The 14772-nt window shown below is 30.7% G+C and carries 13 protein-coding genes; 10 read left to right on the forward strand and 3 right to left on the reverse strand.

Going from position 1 to position 14772, the window contains the following annotated elements; translation table 11 throughout:
- Positions 1-99: 99 nt before the first annotated feature.
- The gene (locus tag GQF29_RS12645; RefSeq protein ID WP_008787765.1) at positions 100-1068 is read left to right on the forward strand and encodes an AraC family transcriptional regulator; all 969 of its coding nucleotides are present in this window, start codon (positions 100-102) and stop codon (positions 1066-1068) included.
- Positions 1069-1170: 102 nt separating this feature from the next.
- Here the strand turns inward: GQF29_RS12645 and GQF29_RS12650 are convergent, their stop codons facing one another.
- Both GQF29_RS12650 and GQF29_RS12655 read right to left on the reverse strand, forming a co-directional pair.
- Positions 1171-2367 (reverse strand): S8 family peptidase, encoded by a 1197-nt coding sequence (locus GQF29_RS12650; protein WP_008787766.1) that lies wholly within the window; start codon positions 2365-2367, stop codon positions 1171-1173.
- Positions 2368-2466: 99 nt separating this feature from the next.
- Positions 2467-4233: a DUF885 domain-containing protein gene (locus GQF29_RS12655; protein ID WP_008787767.1), complete on the reverse strand. Its 1767-nt coding sequence runs from the start codon at positions 4231-4233 to the stop codon at positions 2467-2469.
- Positions 4234-4396: 163 nt separating this feature from the next.
- On the opposite strand from GQF29_RS12655, the gene GQF29_RS12660 reads away from it, so the two are divergent.
- From GQF29_RS12660 to GQF29_RS12685, 6 genes are all read left to right on the forward strand, one after another.
- Positions 4397-5257 carry a YitT family protein gene (locus GQF29_RS12660; protein ID WP_008787768.1) on the forward strand — a complete coding sequence of 287 codons (861 nt, stop codon included), beginning with the start codon at positions 4397-4399 and terminating at the stop codon, positions 5255-5257.
- Positions 5258-5375: 118 nt separating this feature from the next.
- Positions 5376-6194 carry an Mrp/NBP35 family ATP-binding protein gene (locus tag GQF29_RS12665; protein ID WP_017143864.1) on the forward strand — a complete coding sequence of 273 codons (819 nt, stop codon included), beginning with the start codon at positions 5376-5378 and terminating at the stop codon, positions 6192-6194.
- Positions 6195-6848: 654 nt separating this feature from the next.
- Positions 6849-7307: a DUF1307 domain-containing protein gene (locus GQF29_RS12670; protein WP_008787770.1), complete on the forward strand. Its 459-nt coding sequence runs from the start codon at positions 6849-6851 to the stop codon at positions 7305-7307.
- Between the two features lie 392 nt (positions 7308-7699).
- On the forward strand, positions 7700-8827 hold the full coding sequence (locus GQF29_RS12675) for an SPFH domain-containing protein (RefSeq protein WP_008787771.1): 1128 nt from the start codon (positions 7700-7702) through the stop codon (positions 8825-8827).
- Positions 8824-9465, forward strand: a complete 642-nt coding sequence (locus tag GQF29_RS12680; RefSeq protein WP_008787772.1) for a hypothetical protein — start codon at positions 8824-8826, stop codon at positions 9463-9465. The genes GQF29_RS12675 and GQF29_RS12680 overlap by 4 nt, the downstream gene beginning before the upstream one ends.
- A gap of 6 nt (positions 9466-9471) precedes the next feature.
- On the forward strand, positions 9472-10116 hold the full coding sequence (locus tag GQF29_RS12685; protein WP_054325683.1) for a hypothetical protein: 645 nt from the start codon (positions 9472-9474) through the stop codon (positions 10114-10116).
- Positions 10117-10141: 25 nt separating this feature from the next.
- Here GQF29_RS12685 and GQF29_RS12690 read toward each other — a convergent pair whose 3' ends face one another.
- Complete coding sequence (locus GQF29_RS12690; protein WP_008787774.1) at positions 10142-12055, reverse strand: BglG family transcription antiterminator; 1914 nt, start codon at positions 12053-12055, stop codon at positions 10142-10144.
- Positions 12056-12307: 252 nt separating this feature from the next.
- On the opposite strand from GQF29_RS12690, the gene GQF29_RS12695 reads away from it, so the two are divergent.
- Genes GQF29_RS12695 through GQF29_RS12705 form a run of 3 tightly spaced genes read left to right on the forward strand, consistent with a single transcriptional unit; the run spans position 12308 to position 14660 of the window.
- The gene (locus GQF29_RS12695; protein WP_008787775.1) at positions 12308-13654 is read left to right on the forward strand and encodes a PTS sugar transporter subunit IIC; all 1347 of its coding nucleotides are present in this window, start codon (positions 12308-12310) and stop codon (positions 13652-13654) included.
- A gap of 58 nt (positions 13655-13712) precedes the next feature.
- Positions 13713-14180: a zinc-ribbon domain-containing protein gene (locus tag GQF29_RS12700; RefSeq protein ID WP_008787776.1), complete on the forward strand. Its 468-nt coding sequence runs from the start codon at positions 13713-13715 to the stop codon at positions 14178-14180.
- Positions 14181-14192: 12 nt separating this feature from the next.
- Positions 14193-14660 (forward strand): zinc ribbon domain-containing protein, encoded by a 468-nt coding sequence (locus tag GQF29_RS12705; RefSeq protein ID WP_008787777.1) that lies wholly within the window; start codon positions 14193-14195, stop codon positions 14658-14660.
- The last annotated feature ends 112 nt before the right edge of the window (positions 14661-14772 follow it).

Genomic DNA, 14772 nt, shown 5'->3' on the forward strand with positions numbered 1-14772 from the left:
CATGATAATATTATTATATTCCTTTTATATCTACTAACAATGGAATTTATTGTCTAAATGTATTACAATATTCTCAAGTCGTAAATATATGGAGATATTATGAAACAAACTGAGTTAACAATTACAGATTATAATTTAAAAGATACTGTTGAACATGGTAGTGAAGAATTCCCCATCCAATATTATGTAGATGAATTATATTGTTATTCAAAGCAGATGATTCCACTTCATTGGCATTCAGATTTGGAATTTTATTTAGCTTATGGAGGCCCAATACAAATTCAAATTGGAAAAACTATTATTGATTTAATAGAAGGAGATGCTATATTTATAAATGCCAATGTTCTTCATTCATTTCAACAAATCAATTTTCAAGATAAGTGTCAATGTCCAAATATAGTATTTTCACATGAAATGATTGCTCCATCCTACAGTATTATCTATAAAAAATTTATTCAATGTATTATTCTGAATACAGAATTACCTTATTTTGTTTTGCATCAGGATTGTCAGTGGCAACAGGACATACTTTTAATGTTGGATAAACTTTTCTCAATATTACAAAAATATGGCTTAGTGCCAAGCTATTATGGTGAATATCCTACTTTACCATTTCAAAATGAAGACATTGAAATCGTTTGTTACGAAATGGAAATACAGAGTATTCTGAATAAAATCTGGCAGTTAATTTATCTTCATTTAGAAGATATTCCAAAAGTTTCTATAAAGCACAATAAACATATTTTACAAGTGAGAACACAAAAGATGTTGCAATTCATACATGATCATTATTCATTACCTATATCTTTACAAGATATTGCTTGTGCAGCTGATATTAGCAAAAGTGAAGCTGCACGCTGTTTTCAATCTTATTTACATGATTCACCAGTTCATTATCTATTGAACTATCGTTTAAAACAGGCAAAACAGGCTTTGCAAAAGAGTGAGGATCCTATTGTAGAAATTGCTGAAAAGTGTGGATTTCAATCAGCTAGTTATTTTGGAAAAATCTTTCATCGGGAAATGGGTATGACAGCAACTGAATATAGATTTAAAAATCATAAATAAAAAAATCAAAAAGGTTATCTGATGATACCTTTAACTCTCTTTAAGAGATATATCTTAAAATGTTAAAGTATAAAGAGATAACTTTTTCTATATGATGAATTATCATTGTGTTTTGAAGTTATAGTCATTGGTTTGTTTAAAGGTAGATGCAAATGCAAACATTGTCTTTACATCTAGAATACCTCCTGTCAAGACTTTACCGATGAATTGAGGTATTGGAGTTGCTGTAGACAATATAATATTTTTTAACTCTAAGGAAGATATATTTGGCATATATGATTTCAAAAGTGCTGCTGCACCAGCAACGTGAGGTGCTGCCATAGAAGTCCCATTGAGAGGACTATAATCACCATATAAATCAAGGCTTAAGATGCCTGTTCCAGGAGCAGCAATATCGACATTTCTAACACCATAGTTGGAGAAGCGTGCAAGATTATCATAAGGGGTTGTTGCTGCAACAGAGATAATATTCTGACAATCATAAGAAGCAGGGTAGACAGGATTGTAATCATTGTTTGTGCCATCATTTCCAGCAGCAGCTATGAATAAACCTTCATATTGCTCAATTGCATACTTTAAAGCCTGGGAATATGCACGACCACCCCAACTGGCATTAAGAATAGGAATATGAAATTCATTTGCAAAATCAATCGATGCAATTGCAGAGGCGACATCAAGACCAAATTTCATCGACACAACTTTGACATCCCAACAGATACCTGTTATTCCAATTCCATTATTACCTACCGCTCCAATTGTTCCTGCAACATGTGTTCCATGTCCATCTAAATCTATAGAATTTTCATTATTATCAGCAAAATTCCATCCATAATAGATTTCTCTATTTGGAGAAATCCACATATTTTCTCTTATGTCAGGATGATTATAATCTATCCCTGTATCTATAACTCCAACAACAATATCAGAACTTCCTGTCGTATAGTCCCAAGCAGATGAAGCTTTGACTTTTTGTGTTCCCCAAAGTTCACGATAGAGTGGATCATTAGAAAGTTTAAAAATTTCCTCAATATAATCTGGTTCTGCATAAACAACAAAAGGATTGGTAGAAAGTGTTTCAATAGCATCAATCACTGCCAAATGAGTTTTATCTTTAAGGTGAATAAGAATAATATCACCTAAATTATTTTTAGAGTGAAAAATAATTTCTACTTTTTCATAATTGATTTGACTGAGAATAAGACTAAGATCATATTCTGGATTATTCATAGAATCAATGCTTCTATCTAATGCAACGATGACTTTCCCTGCAACAAACTGATTCTTATAATCATTATACATAGCATTTCCTCCTTGCGTGTATTCATTATAGATTATGAAAAAATAATGATTAAGTGATCATTATAATAAAGAAAAAAGGCAATTTTCATTGCCTTGAATTTATTTATTCTCTTCAATATATTTATCTATATTGCGTTCAACAACATTAAATGGAGCAGTTCCACTTTTTAAAAGTGCCGTATGGAAATCTTTATCTTTGAATTTTGATCCGAGTTTATTTTCAGCATTTTCTTTTAAAGCATTTATTTCTTCATATCCAACATAGTAAGGCTGGAATGCAGATGGGTTTGCTTGTAGTTGGTAGTATTGACTTTTGAACTGTTCATCATCTTCTAAAGTTAAACCTTTAGTATTTAAGAAATCTTTAAATTGTTCAAATGACCAACCTTCATAATGAATGCCAATATCTGCTAAAATAATAATACAATAAGTTGCCAATTCATTTTCTTTTGTCAGTTCCAAATAGTTTTGATCAATATCTGTTAAATATTTAAAGGCATAGTATTGTGCATAAACAGCATAACCTTCAGAATAAGCAGAACTATTCGCTAATGCTTTGCGATAAGGAGAAGATATGTTTTCATACATATAGGCATATTGATACATATGTCCAGGAAATCCTTCATGTGCAACAGTATGATAAGTTGAAACAGTTGAAACATCTGCTGAATTTGGATTGACACGCAATTGTTTCTTATCAGTTCCATCAAGTGGAGGAATATTAAAATAAGCAGCAACACCTGAAGATGAGGCAATTTCTTTATTGATATCTTCAATATGATAACTTCTATTTTTAACTTCAGGGAAATCATTAAATAAATTCTTTTGAATATCGTCTAACATTTCTGTGTAATTCTTATAATTTGTTTTTGGTTCTGACTTATTTATAATATTTGGATCCTTTGTAGCAACTGCCATTAAATTCTTCAAATGGCTATTGTATGCTTTTGTCATCATTGATTGAATATCAGATACTGATTTATTTGAACCAATGTTTTTCTGTAGTAATAACTCATAATATTCTTTTCCATTTTTAAACTTAGCATATCCTTCAGTATTATTTGTTCCTGATTTGAAAGATTTCATTGTGTCTCTAATATCTTCATAAGCAGGAATAAATGAATCTTTAAATGCCTGACTGAGTTGTTTTTTGTACTCAGTTCCTTTCTCTAGTGAAAGATTATCAATACTTTTTTTCATAGCTTCTAAAACTGCACTCTGATCTCCTTTTTTAATTACCTTATCACAGTATGCAATCACTTCATTAAGATCAGCCATCAACAAACCTTTTTCTTCCTGTTTCTTTGTATAATCCAAAGCACTATCCATATAGGGTTGAATATCATTGACAACAGAAATTAAATCTTTTACATCTTGTTCGTTACGTAACTGCCAGTCTGCTAACATTGTTGGTAATTGATAATGAATACCAGTCATGCTTTCAAAGATTTGTTGATAATAATCAAATTTATCATCATTCAGTTTTTCATCTAATTCAGCTTGGAATTTAAAAATATCATATGTATCTTTTTGTTCATCTGTTAAATCGTCGCGATTAAATGTTTTGAATTCTTTAAGTACAGAAGCTTGATCTTCTTTGCTTTTTTTCAAATTTTCATCTGTAATACGAATTCCTAAATTGACATCAACTTGACTCATATCAACACCAAAATCTTTAGGATTGACCATAAATGTATGAGCAGTTGTATAGTCACTTTCCATTGTATTCACAAATTGTGTTTGAATGAATTCATCAAATTGTTTTTGAACTTCTTCATTGTTTTTTGTTTGCGGCTGACACCCTATTAATGAAATAGCCATGAAAGCAGATAATATAACTATTGAAAGTCTTTTTAAATATTTCATAAATCTCTCCTCCTTGTTTATAAGTATAACTTGTTTTTTATATATCAGCAATGTAAATGGAATAAATCAAATGACTTATTTTTGTCATATTATAAAAATAATGATTATAATTGACATAAGTCGTGTTATAATAACTTTTGGTTTATTGAATAGGAGGGAGAGTATGACTCTAAAAACAGTGAAGAATATTATTGGTATTCTTTTAGGAAATACGTTATATGCTTTAGCAGTTGTTTTATTTATTGTTCCAAGTGGTCTCATAACAGGTGGTTCTACTGGTTTAGCGATTGCTGCTCATCATGTTTTTCAAATACCAATAACATTATTTGTTTCCATCTTTAATATAGGTATGTTTGCAATAGGTTTTTTTGTTTTAGGAAAAACATTTGCATTGACAACTTTAATCAGTACATTTTATTTTCCACTCATTTTAAGTGTCTTTGAACAAACAATTGGATATACAAAGATGACAAGTGACCCATTGTTAGCTGCCTTGTTTGGTGGAGTTATGATAGGAACAGCTATTGGACTTGTTATTAAGTGTAATGCTTCAACTGGAGGAATGGATATTCCACCACTTGTCATTAATAAGAAAATGGGAATACCTGTTTCTGTTTCTATGTATGTTTTTGATTTTATCATTTTGTTAATGCAAGTCTTTTATACTGATAAAGAAATGGTTTTATATGGGATTGTCTTAGTAGCGACATATACATTAGTATTGGATAAAGTTCTAGTATTTGGAAAAGCACAAACTGAAGTTATGATTGTTTCTAAAGAATATGAAAAGATTAATAATGTTATTATACAAGAGTTAGATAGAGGAACAACGATGTTAAAGTCTATTTCTGGTTATATGAAAAACGAATATCCAGTTGTTATGACTGTTGTATCTAACAGGGAATTACCAAAACTTAATGACTTAATATTGAATATTGATGAACATGCATTTATGGTTGTAAGTAAGGTCAATGAGGTTCGTGGTAGAGGCTTTACTTTTAAAAAAGAATATATTGAATCATAGGGTCTTATCTTTGAGACCTTTTTTGTTATTTTGATCTATATATCTTAATAGATAATGTGAATCTTTTGAATAAGTCTTGAATTTGTAGTAGAATAATAATCATAAAGGAGTGAAGATAATGAGTAATGAATGTAATCATGATTGTGGAGCGTGTCAAGAAGAGTGTGATGAAAAAAGTTTTCTAGCACCAATGAATGCTCACTCTCATGTTAAGAAAGTTATTGGTATTGTCAGTGGGAAAGGTGGTGTTGGTAAGTCTTCTATTACATCTTTATTAGCTGTTTTAAAACAAAGAGAAGGTCACAATGTTGCTATATTAGATGGCGATATTACAGGTCCATCAATTGGTAAAACATTTGGTGTCGATGATACAGAAATTTATTCTAATGGAAAAGAGATTATTCCAGCCCAAACTGCACATGGAATGAAAATCATGTCAACTAATCTTTTATTGGAGCATCCTGAAGATCCTGTTGTTTGGCGTGGTCCAATCTTAGCTGGAATGATTAAACAGTTTTGGACTGATGTCAAATGGGGTGAAATTGATTATATGTTCGTTGATATGCCACCAGGAACAGGTGATGTTCCATTAACTATATTCCAATCATTACCTCTTGACGGAATTGTCATTGTCACAAGTCCCCAAGAACTTGTGAGTATGATTGTTGGTAAAGCGGTGAATATGGCTAGACAAATGAATATTCCAATCTTAGGGATTGTTGAAAATATGAGTTATGTGAAATGTCCTGATTGTGGAAAGAAAATTTTTGTATTTGGAAAAAGTCATTTAGAAGATGTTATACATAAGTATGATTTGAATGTTTTAGGACAGATACCATTAGATAGTGAATTAACAAAGTTAAGCGATATGGGAATGATTGAAGAATATGAATCAGATTGGCTAACTGAATTGAATACAAAAGTTAGGGAGTTTTAAAAGAAATGAGAGTATTTTTTATGAATAATATGTTATGGATCATTCGATTTTCATAAATAGAAACATGAGTTATTTGTAAACGCTTGTAGAAAATAGATAAATTATGATATAATTTATCGTGTATAAAAGTTCGTAAATGTTCACTTTTACGAACTGATAAAAATAGCATATATTTTGTTGATTTACCATGCTTTTTCTAAGGAAATTGCATGGTTTTTTTGTGTGAACTTTAATGAACCAAGGAAGGGGGAGAGAGATTATGTCTTCTATCTGTACAATTCAAATATAGCTAAGAAGATGGACATTGATGAAGACAGATTCTTATCATTTAAGGATTAGATATAGAAAGAATGACAATTAAGGAAAAAACAGCGATGATTTCTATAAATCTGAAGTATGAAACAAAAGTAGAATTTAAGCTGAAGGATAGAATTCTTGGGAAAGTAGAGTGTCCATGCAGAGAAAGTAAAATTTAGGGACTGTATGAATAAAGATGCTATGATATTGGATATATAGATAGAGCAAAGGGGAGTATATATGTTCAATATTGCTCATAAAGGCAGTTATAAGACTGGAGTGGGTCTGTAAATTATCTTGTGTAACATTAATAAATAATTTGATTGTTTTTGATATGATCAAAAGAAGAGGTAAATTATGAAAAGATTATTAAAATTAGGAATGTGTATAATGATAGCAGCAGTTGTATTAAATGGTTGTGGAGGAGGAGATTCTAAAATTGAAACAGTAGTATACGAAGGTGAGATTAATGGAACTAAGATTTCAAGCACAATTAATTATTTAGGAGATCGTGTTTTAAAACAGAAAACTGTCTCTGTAATGAACTTTGCAGATTTAGGAATTACAAAAGATGAAATGGAACAAACAGTTGAACAGTATAAAAAGCTTTATGATATAAAAGGGGTCAATTATAGAGCTGATATAACTGGTGATAAAATAACTGAAACAACAATAATAGATTATGAAACAGCAGATTTCTATGATTTAAAAGCAGCTAAAATCATTACTGGTGCAAAAAAAGATGGTAAAATACTGTATGTAAGTTATGAACAGACAGTGAAAAATTTAGAAAGTACTGGATTAACAAAAAAATAGAGTTTATATAAAATAACTATACCGTTCTCATAACCTGTAGGTTATGAGACTTTTATTATTCACAATCATAGGTATTTGACATCGTTTAGGGAGATGAATATGAATTTAATAGTTTATTTATGCAGCATCAACAACAACTTCATAATATGGAAGTAGGATATGTTAGAAGAAGTTTGCCTTTATTGTGGTGCTCTATTAGATCTATCACAGACAACTTATTGTGATTATTGCCAGAGAAATATTTAAGTGAAAACAACAATGTATCAAGATGATAAATTAGTGAGATTAAGTGTTTCATAAAAATAACCAATTATTACTAGTTTATATTTGATTGTTGTTTAATCTAAAATTTGTTAAAATAGATATAGTATAAAATGATGGAGGGAAAGATTATGGCTATTATTGATTTGGTAAAATATGATGCTTCACCTGATGTGTTTGCATGGAAATATCCTGATCAGGAATTGAGTACGTGGACACAATTAATTGTGAATGAATCACAAGAAGCATTGTTATATAAAGGTGGAAAAGCCTTGGATTTATTTAGTCCAGGACGTCATGTTTTAGAAACAGCGAATATACCTTTGTTAACAAAATTGATTGGTTTACCTTTTGGAGGAAAATCACCATTTACTGCTGAGGTTTGGTTTGTCAATAAAACAGTATCTATGGATATTAAGTGGGGAACACCGTCTCCTATTCAATTGCAAGATCCAAAGTATAAAGTTTTTTTACCAGTTCGTTCTTATGGGCAATTTGCAATACGAATAGAAGATTCAAGAAAATTTTTAACTGAGTTGGTTGGGACATTGCCTTATTTTGATAAAGAGCAGGTTACAAGTTATTTTAAAGGAGTTTATCTAACAAAAGTCAAAGATGCCATTTCTTCATATATTATTAAAAATGGTATTAGTGTTTTAGAAATTAATGCTTCTTTAGAAGAGTTATCAGATTATATTCAAGAAAAAATGGTGCCTGAAATGGCTGAATATGGTATTAAGATTGTGAATTTTAATATTAATGATATTAGTGTACCAGAAGATGATTCGGCAGTTAAAAAATTGAAAGATGCTTTAGCTAAACGTGCTGAAATGGATATTATTGGTTATAGTTATCAACAAGAAAGATCATTTGATACATTAGAAGGTGCTGCTAAAAATGAAGGTGGTGCTGGAGGAATGATGGGGGCTGGAATTGGTCTTGGTATGGGCGTTGGTATTGGTGGACCAATGGGACAGCAAGTTGGTGGTTTAACAAGTCAGATTGATACATCTACAAAAATGAAAGAATGTCCAAAATGTCATCAAAAAATTGCAGAAAATGTGAAGTTCTGTCCAATGTGTGGTGCTGATACAAGAATCACTGATGTTAAAGAATGTCCACACTGTCATGTCAATATACCAGCACATGCAAAGTTCTGCCCTGAATGCGGAAAACCTCTTCAAAAGAATTGTCCAAAATGTGGTCTGGAAGTTGGGTCGAATATAAAGTTCTGTCCTGAATGTGGTGAAAAATTATGATGAAAGCGAATAAGCTTTTTTCAGTTCTGGGAATGATTATAACAATTGTTACAGCACTTGCTTTATTTTTTATGGGAGTTAACTCATATATTATTGTGAATATTGTTTGTACTGAATTGTTAGCAACCTTTACACTTTATCGTGCTTTATCATTACAAAAGATTGAAAGAGCATTTCTCATTCCTGGACTACTTGTTATTTCATTGATGATGGTTGTAGTCATGGCAGTTGTCTCTTTGCTAGGTTATATTACAATTGGATTGATTGTACTTATCTATGGAGGGGCTTTGATAGGATATACACTTGTTCTTTATTTTGCAAAACGTATGTATATGCAATCTCATCAGCTAAACAGTCAATTAAGTCAATTACAGACTTGTTTAGATATACTCCAACAATTTAAGGGGTTAGATATTGATGAAAAATGTCTAAATCAAATACCTTCATTAATTCAGTCTTTGAAATCATTAGATGTTTCAAGAGATATAGATTTGAATTCGCTTGCCAATGCATTGCTTTATTTTCAAAATCATTATCAAGATGAAGATTTTGAAATCAATCAAGAATTCCAACATATTGAAATTCAAATTGAACAATATCAAATTCTATCTCAACAAGCTAAATATGGAAAGGTTTAACTATTTATGAAAAAATCAAAATCCTGGACACTTATTATTGTTTTATTAATCTTTGTATGGCCAGTCGGACTCTTTTTCTTGATTCAAAAATTAAGAGATGATAAAACAGCAGTCTTTGAAAAATCATCAACATTGAAATATATATCATTCGCTTTAATGGGTTTTGGTGTTATTTCTATTTTTATGACTTTAACAGGCCAAATGACACAGACTGTAGATGGCGTAAAAACTGTTGTCACTGGCAGTGATATGCTTTTCTATATTGTTGTTAGTCTTCTATTTATCGCAGGAGGATTGCTGCTATTTAAAAAATGTTTATCAATTGAGGAAGAGAGAAAACGTTATCGTGATTATATTTCACTCATTGTTAATTCGAATATAATATCTATACCACAAATTTCATCTGCTCGAGCAGTTTCATCAACGCAGGTAGCACACGATTTACAGGTCATGATTGATAAAGGTTATTTTCAAAATGCTTATATAGATAAAACAAAACAATGTATTGTCTTGGGAACTTACGAGAATGTTTCAACAGGTCAGGAACTTAATCATGCTTCACATATGGCTGTTTGTCCAGGGTGTGGAGCACATAATATTGTTATAGGGGATGGAAGTCAATGTGAATATTGTGGTACAATTCTCCATTAAAAAAGAAATAACATCTTGTTATTTCTTAGAACTGATTTCTAATCATCATTTTTAAAAACATTGGGTAACTGGTATCTTCAATAAGATTCCAGTTCCCTTTTTCTTTAATTGAAAGATTAGTGAGGATATTGGTTAAGGTATTATAAATGTAATTATTACTATCACTGCAAGAGAATAGAATAATCATTTGAACTTCTTTTTTATGCCAGATTATAGGTTTTTGAAGAATTAATACAGCAAGTATATTATTTTGATTTAAAGGTTTATTTAAGCGTATAATTGCTATTTTATTTTTATAGGGAATAAATGTATTTTGATCTTTAATCATCAGATTATTTTTAAATGATTCTTTTATATGAGGATACTGAGCTTTTAACATTTTAAAAAATTCATTGACAACATCTGTTTTATTACGTGCTTTGACGTTTGTTTTATAAAGTTTAGGGTGAAAAAGGGTTTCTATTCTATTTTTATTGAAGAGATAGGAGAGATAATTATCAATTTTATTAAGGTCATCTTGATTAATGATTTGTGAAATATTGATATGTGGAATGAGTAAATCTTTATGAATTGGTACAGTAGAAATGATAAAATCATATTGATTTAAATCTTCATCAGGTAATTTATAGTATTGAGAAGTTTTCACAATATCAATTTCATTTTCAAAACGTTCTATAATTTGTTTAGCATTTAATTGTTCAGCACCGCCACCAAGTCCACAAAGAAGTAGAACTCTTTTTTTATTTGTTTTGTGATTATGGATAACAGTGTTAAAGATAATTGCAAAAAATGCAAGTTCACTCATTGATAAAGCCTGATGTGTATATTTTTTAATAATTGATGAAGTGATTTCAGCCAGTTCATATGCAAGTGGATAAGTTGTTTTTAATTCATCAAAAAGTGGGTTTCTAATTTTCTCTTTATAAGTTAAGCGAATTATAGCAGCTTCTACATATAAAGTAAAAGTTTTATAGAAATGTGAGTCATTAAATTGGAGTAATGTCTGTTGATAGATTTCAGATAATATTTCATTGACAAGATGATGAATTTCAGGTGAATTTTGTGGTGTCACACCTTTGGAAGATCTTTTACAAATAAGTTCAATTGCGATTTGGTTGATTTCATGTTCATTCATTTGACATTCATTTCTATCTTCAATAAAATGAGCAATATCCTTTGCACATTCGAATTCATTACGCCCAAGAATTGGTTTTAAATCAGGAGATTTGGCAATGGTATGACCAGCAAGAATACGAGTAATACTGACAGACAGACTTAAAAGAAAATCACATAATGCGATATCAGACATTTCTACATGATGATGTTTGATTATTTTAATGATTCCATTTTCTAATGAATCTGGATTTGTAATATATGAGTTTAAATAATCATAAAACATCTCAGATTGTCTAAGATTCGTAAATAGAGAGTCACATAGAGGTTTTCTTTTATTCACTTCATCACCAACAATACAGATACCATAATTCGGTTTTTGTTTCATTATAAGACCATATTTTTTAATATCCTGACGAGCTTTTTTTAAGTCACTGGAGATTGTAGAACGGCTAATCAAAAGTTCATCAGCAAGATCATCTATTTTCATATATGTATTATTTTCCACTAATCTTTTTAAAATATAACTCTGTCTTTCTTGTGGTAATGTTGGAAAAACATATTCTCTTTGACGTTCAGCATCTTCAATGATGTGAAACAAACCTTGTAATGAATGTGATGATTTTCCTTCAATAATATATCCTTTGGAAGTCTTAGATACTAACTCATAACCAAGTGATTTTAAAATGATTTTGACATTCAGCATTTCATCTCGTACCAGTCTTCTATTGATACCAGTTGCAGTTGCTATGTCATAAGAAGAAATATAATTTGTTGAGGCAATAAGCAATTTAATAATTTCAATTTCATTTTTCTTTAAATTCATAATATTCCTCCTTAATGCAGTACCATTATAACAAAATCCGACAAATATGTAAACGTTTTCTCTAAAAATCTGTTTTCGCAAATTCTCTCTAAATCCTTACTACATAAGCCTTTTGATAAAAAAAGTGAATGACTTGGCATTTATTATGCCGATTGATTAAGTAGAAAAAAATAAACGACGTGATAAAATGAAGATGTAAAGAGAAAACGTTTACTCGCATTCTCGACATTTATAGAAGGGAGAAGAATTTAAATGTCTACTGAAAACACGTCTTTTATGGACAAATTGATGTCAAAAGTTGATGTCATCGCTGGACCAATGACAAAATTTGGTCAAATTCCATTTATTAAAGCTGTTGTAAATGGGATGGTTGGATCAATTGGGGTTACGATGGTTGGTTCAATTTTCTTAATTATTTATCTTTTATGTTCTGATGGTGGTTTAACAGAAACGGCTTTACTACCATTCATGAAACCTTGGGCAGGGGATCTTGCATTAATCAATAGCTTGTCTATGGGTATGATGGCAGTTTACATTGTTATTGCAATGGGAGCTGAATATGCTGAAATCAAAGGTTTCAACAAAACAACGGGTGCTGTAGGTGCATTCTTTGCATTTATCTTACTTAACTACAATGCTGTTGGTAAATTATTTATTGAAGGTGTTGCTACTGATGCTTTACCTGGTGCTTTAGAAATTACTTATTGGGGTGGTGCAGGGGTCATCACAGCAATGGTTGCAGGTGCAATTGCGATCAATGTCATTCATTTATGCTATAAGTATCATATTCGTATCAAATTACCAGATTCAGTTCCACCTGCAATCTCTGATAGTTTCTCAGCGATTATTCCTTATTTCTTTATTGCGATTATTTGTTGGGGTATTAGAACAATTGGAGGATTGAATATTCCTGAAATGATTGGACAAATGTTATTGCCTGTCTTATCTGCTGCTGACAATGTTGTTGTCTACTCATTACAGCAATTCTTATCTGCATTGTTGTGGACTTGTGGTCTTCATGGAGATAATATCACAGGTGCTGTTACAAATGCATTCTTAAATACTTGGATTGGTGAAAATAATACTGCTTTCTTAGCAGGAACTGCTGTTAAAGATTTACCATATGTATGGACTCCAAACTTATGTAGATTATCTCAATGGGTATCAAGCTGCTGGCCAATTTTAATCTATATGTTTATGTCAAGTAAGAAATTACCACATTTAAAACCATTGGCTGCTATCTGTTTCCCACCTGCCATCTTCTGTATTGTAGAACCAATTATGTTTGGATTACCTGTTGTTTTAAATCCATTCTTAATTATTCCATTTGTTGTGACACATACAATTACTGGGGCATTAACTTATATGTTAACAAGTGTTGGATTTATTGGGAAAATGTATTTAGCTTTACCTTGGGCAACACCATCTCCTATTTTAGGATATTTAGCTCCTGGTGGTTCTATTGGTGGATTTATTATTGTATTTATTAACCTAGCCATTGGAATGGTTATTTTCTACCCATTCTGGAAGGCTTATGAAAAATCAGAAGTGAAAAGATTAGAAGACGAGGCTGCTGCTACTGTTGCTGCAAATGCTTAAGATGTATGAGGAGACTTGTAAAAGTCTCCTTTATTGAAAAAAATAGGAGGAAAAGGAAATGAAAGTTTGTCCACATTGTCATAAAGATTTGCCTGATGATTCTACTTTTTGTATATATTGCGGGAAACCGTTGAAAAAAGTCAGTATGAAGGATTTAGAAAAAGCAAAAGAGAAGATTTCAAAACAAAGAGAAATGGAAAAAAATGATCCTTCTTTAAAACATAATCCTCGTGAAAATAGTTGGAGTAAACTTGGGTTGATGATTTTCCTTATTTCTTTAATTGGTTTAGATTTTATTGTTGCTACAATTGTAAATGGCTTAGGAATGAATTCGAAGTTTATTTTCATAATCAGTCTTATTGGATATATATGTGCTATTGGATGTTCTGTCATGTCTTTTATTATTGATTATCAAGATAAGAAAAAAGGTTATCAACCTAACGGAAATAGTAAATTCGCAATGGTTGCAGTTGTGATGAGTGTTTATATTGCTTTGTTAAATTTATCAACAGTTATCTTAAAATAAAGGAGAAGAACAATGTATTGTCGAAAATGTGGTGCTAAAATGAGTGACACAGCTCGCTTTTGTGATAGCTGTGGTGAAGAAGTCAAAAAAGTAAGACAACGTAGTGATACTCAAAAATATGAAGAACGTAAAATTGAGGATGCTAAACAATCTAAAAGTAAAAAATCCAAACATGAAAAGGCATTAGAGGAATTAAAGAATCCTTATGTTATACCGGCTTTGGGAACAGCAATTTTAGCCTTTGGATTGGCAATATTTCCATGGCCTATTTCATGGAGGATTGGCACAAGTTTATGGATGCGAATTCTTATTTTATGCGTTGCGTTATTATCAGATTATCATTGTACGAAATCAAGGCAAGTGAATAATTTATACAATATCCAATATCATTATCGGGTTCAACCTCGAATGGTTACAATAGCTACAGTTCTTGCAACATTTACCACAGCTGTATCATTATTTGCATTAATTAACATGTAAAATATTTTTATAAATTTGATAGCACTTGTGTTGGTGCTATTTTTTTAATAAAAGGTTTTTGATTTTCAATGAGTCTTTTGTCATAATTTATGACTGTTTACTCTATTGATAA

It is taken from the genome of Coprobacillus cateniformis (assembly GCF_009767585.1).
GTDB classification, from domain to species: Bacteria; Bacillota_I; Bacilli_A; order Erysipelotrichales; family Coprobacillaceae; genus Coprobacillus; species Coprobacillus cateniformis.

Bases quoted from the DNA above. Each gene is read 5' to 3' on its own strand.
- GQF29_RS12645 (WP_008787765.1), top strand. From the start codon at position 100: ATGAAACAAACTGAGTTAACAATTACAGATTATAATTTAAAAGATACT.
- GQF29_RS12650 (WP_008787766.1), bottom strand. From the start codon at position 2,367: ATGTATAATGATTATAAGAATCAGTTTGTTGCAGGGAAAGTCATCGTT.
- GQF29_RS12655 (WP_008787767.1), bottom strand. From the start codon at position 4,233: ATGAAATATTTAAAAAGACTTTCAATAGTTATATTATCTGCTTTCATG.
- GQF29_RS12660 (WP_008787768.1), top strand. From the start codon at position 4,397: ATGACTCTAAAAACAGTGAAGAATATTATTGGTATTCTTTTAGGAAAT.
- GQF29_RS12665 (WP_017143864.1), top strand. From the start codon at position 5,376: ATGAGTAATGAATGTAATCATGATTGTGGAGCGTGTCAAGAAGAGTGT.
- GQF29_RS12670 (WP_008787770.1), top strand. From the start codon at position 6,849: ATGAAAAGATTATTAAAATTAGGAATGTGTATAATGATAGCAGCAGTT.
- GQF29_RS12675 (WP_008787771.1), top strand. From the start codon at position 7,700: ATGGCTATTATTGATTTGGTAAAATATGATGCTTCACCTGATGTGTTT.
- GQF29_RS12680 (WP_008787772.1), top strand. From the start codon at position 8,824: ATGATGAAAGCGAATAAGCTTTTTTCAGTTCTGGGAATGATTATAACA.
- GQF29_RS12685 (WP_054325683.1), top strand. From the start codon at position 9,472: ATGAAAAAATCAAAATCCTGGACACTTATTATTGTTTTATTAATCTTT.
- GQF29_RS12690 (WP_008787774.1), bottom strand. From the start codon at position 12,055: ATGAATTTAAAGAAAAATGAAATTGAAATTATTAAATTGCTTATTGCC.
- GQF29_RS12695 (WP_008787775.1), top strand. From the start codon at position 12,308: ATGTCTACTGAAAACACGTCTTTTATGGACAAATTGATGTCAAAAGTT.
- GQF29_RS12700 (WP_008787776.1), top strand. From the start codon at position 13,713: ATGAAAGTTTGTCCACATTGTCATAAAGATTTGCCTGATGATTCTACT.
- GQF29_RS12705 (WP_008787777.1), top strand. From the start codon at position 14,193: ATGTATTGTCGAAAATGTGGTGCTAAAATGAGTGACACAGCTCGCTTT.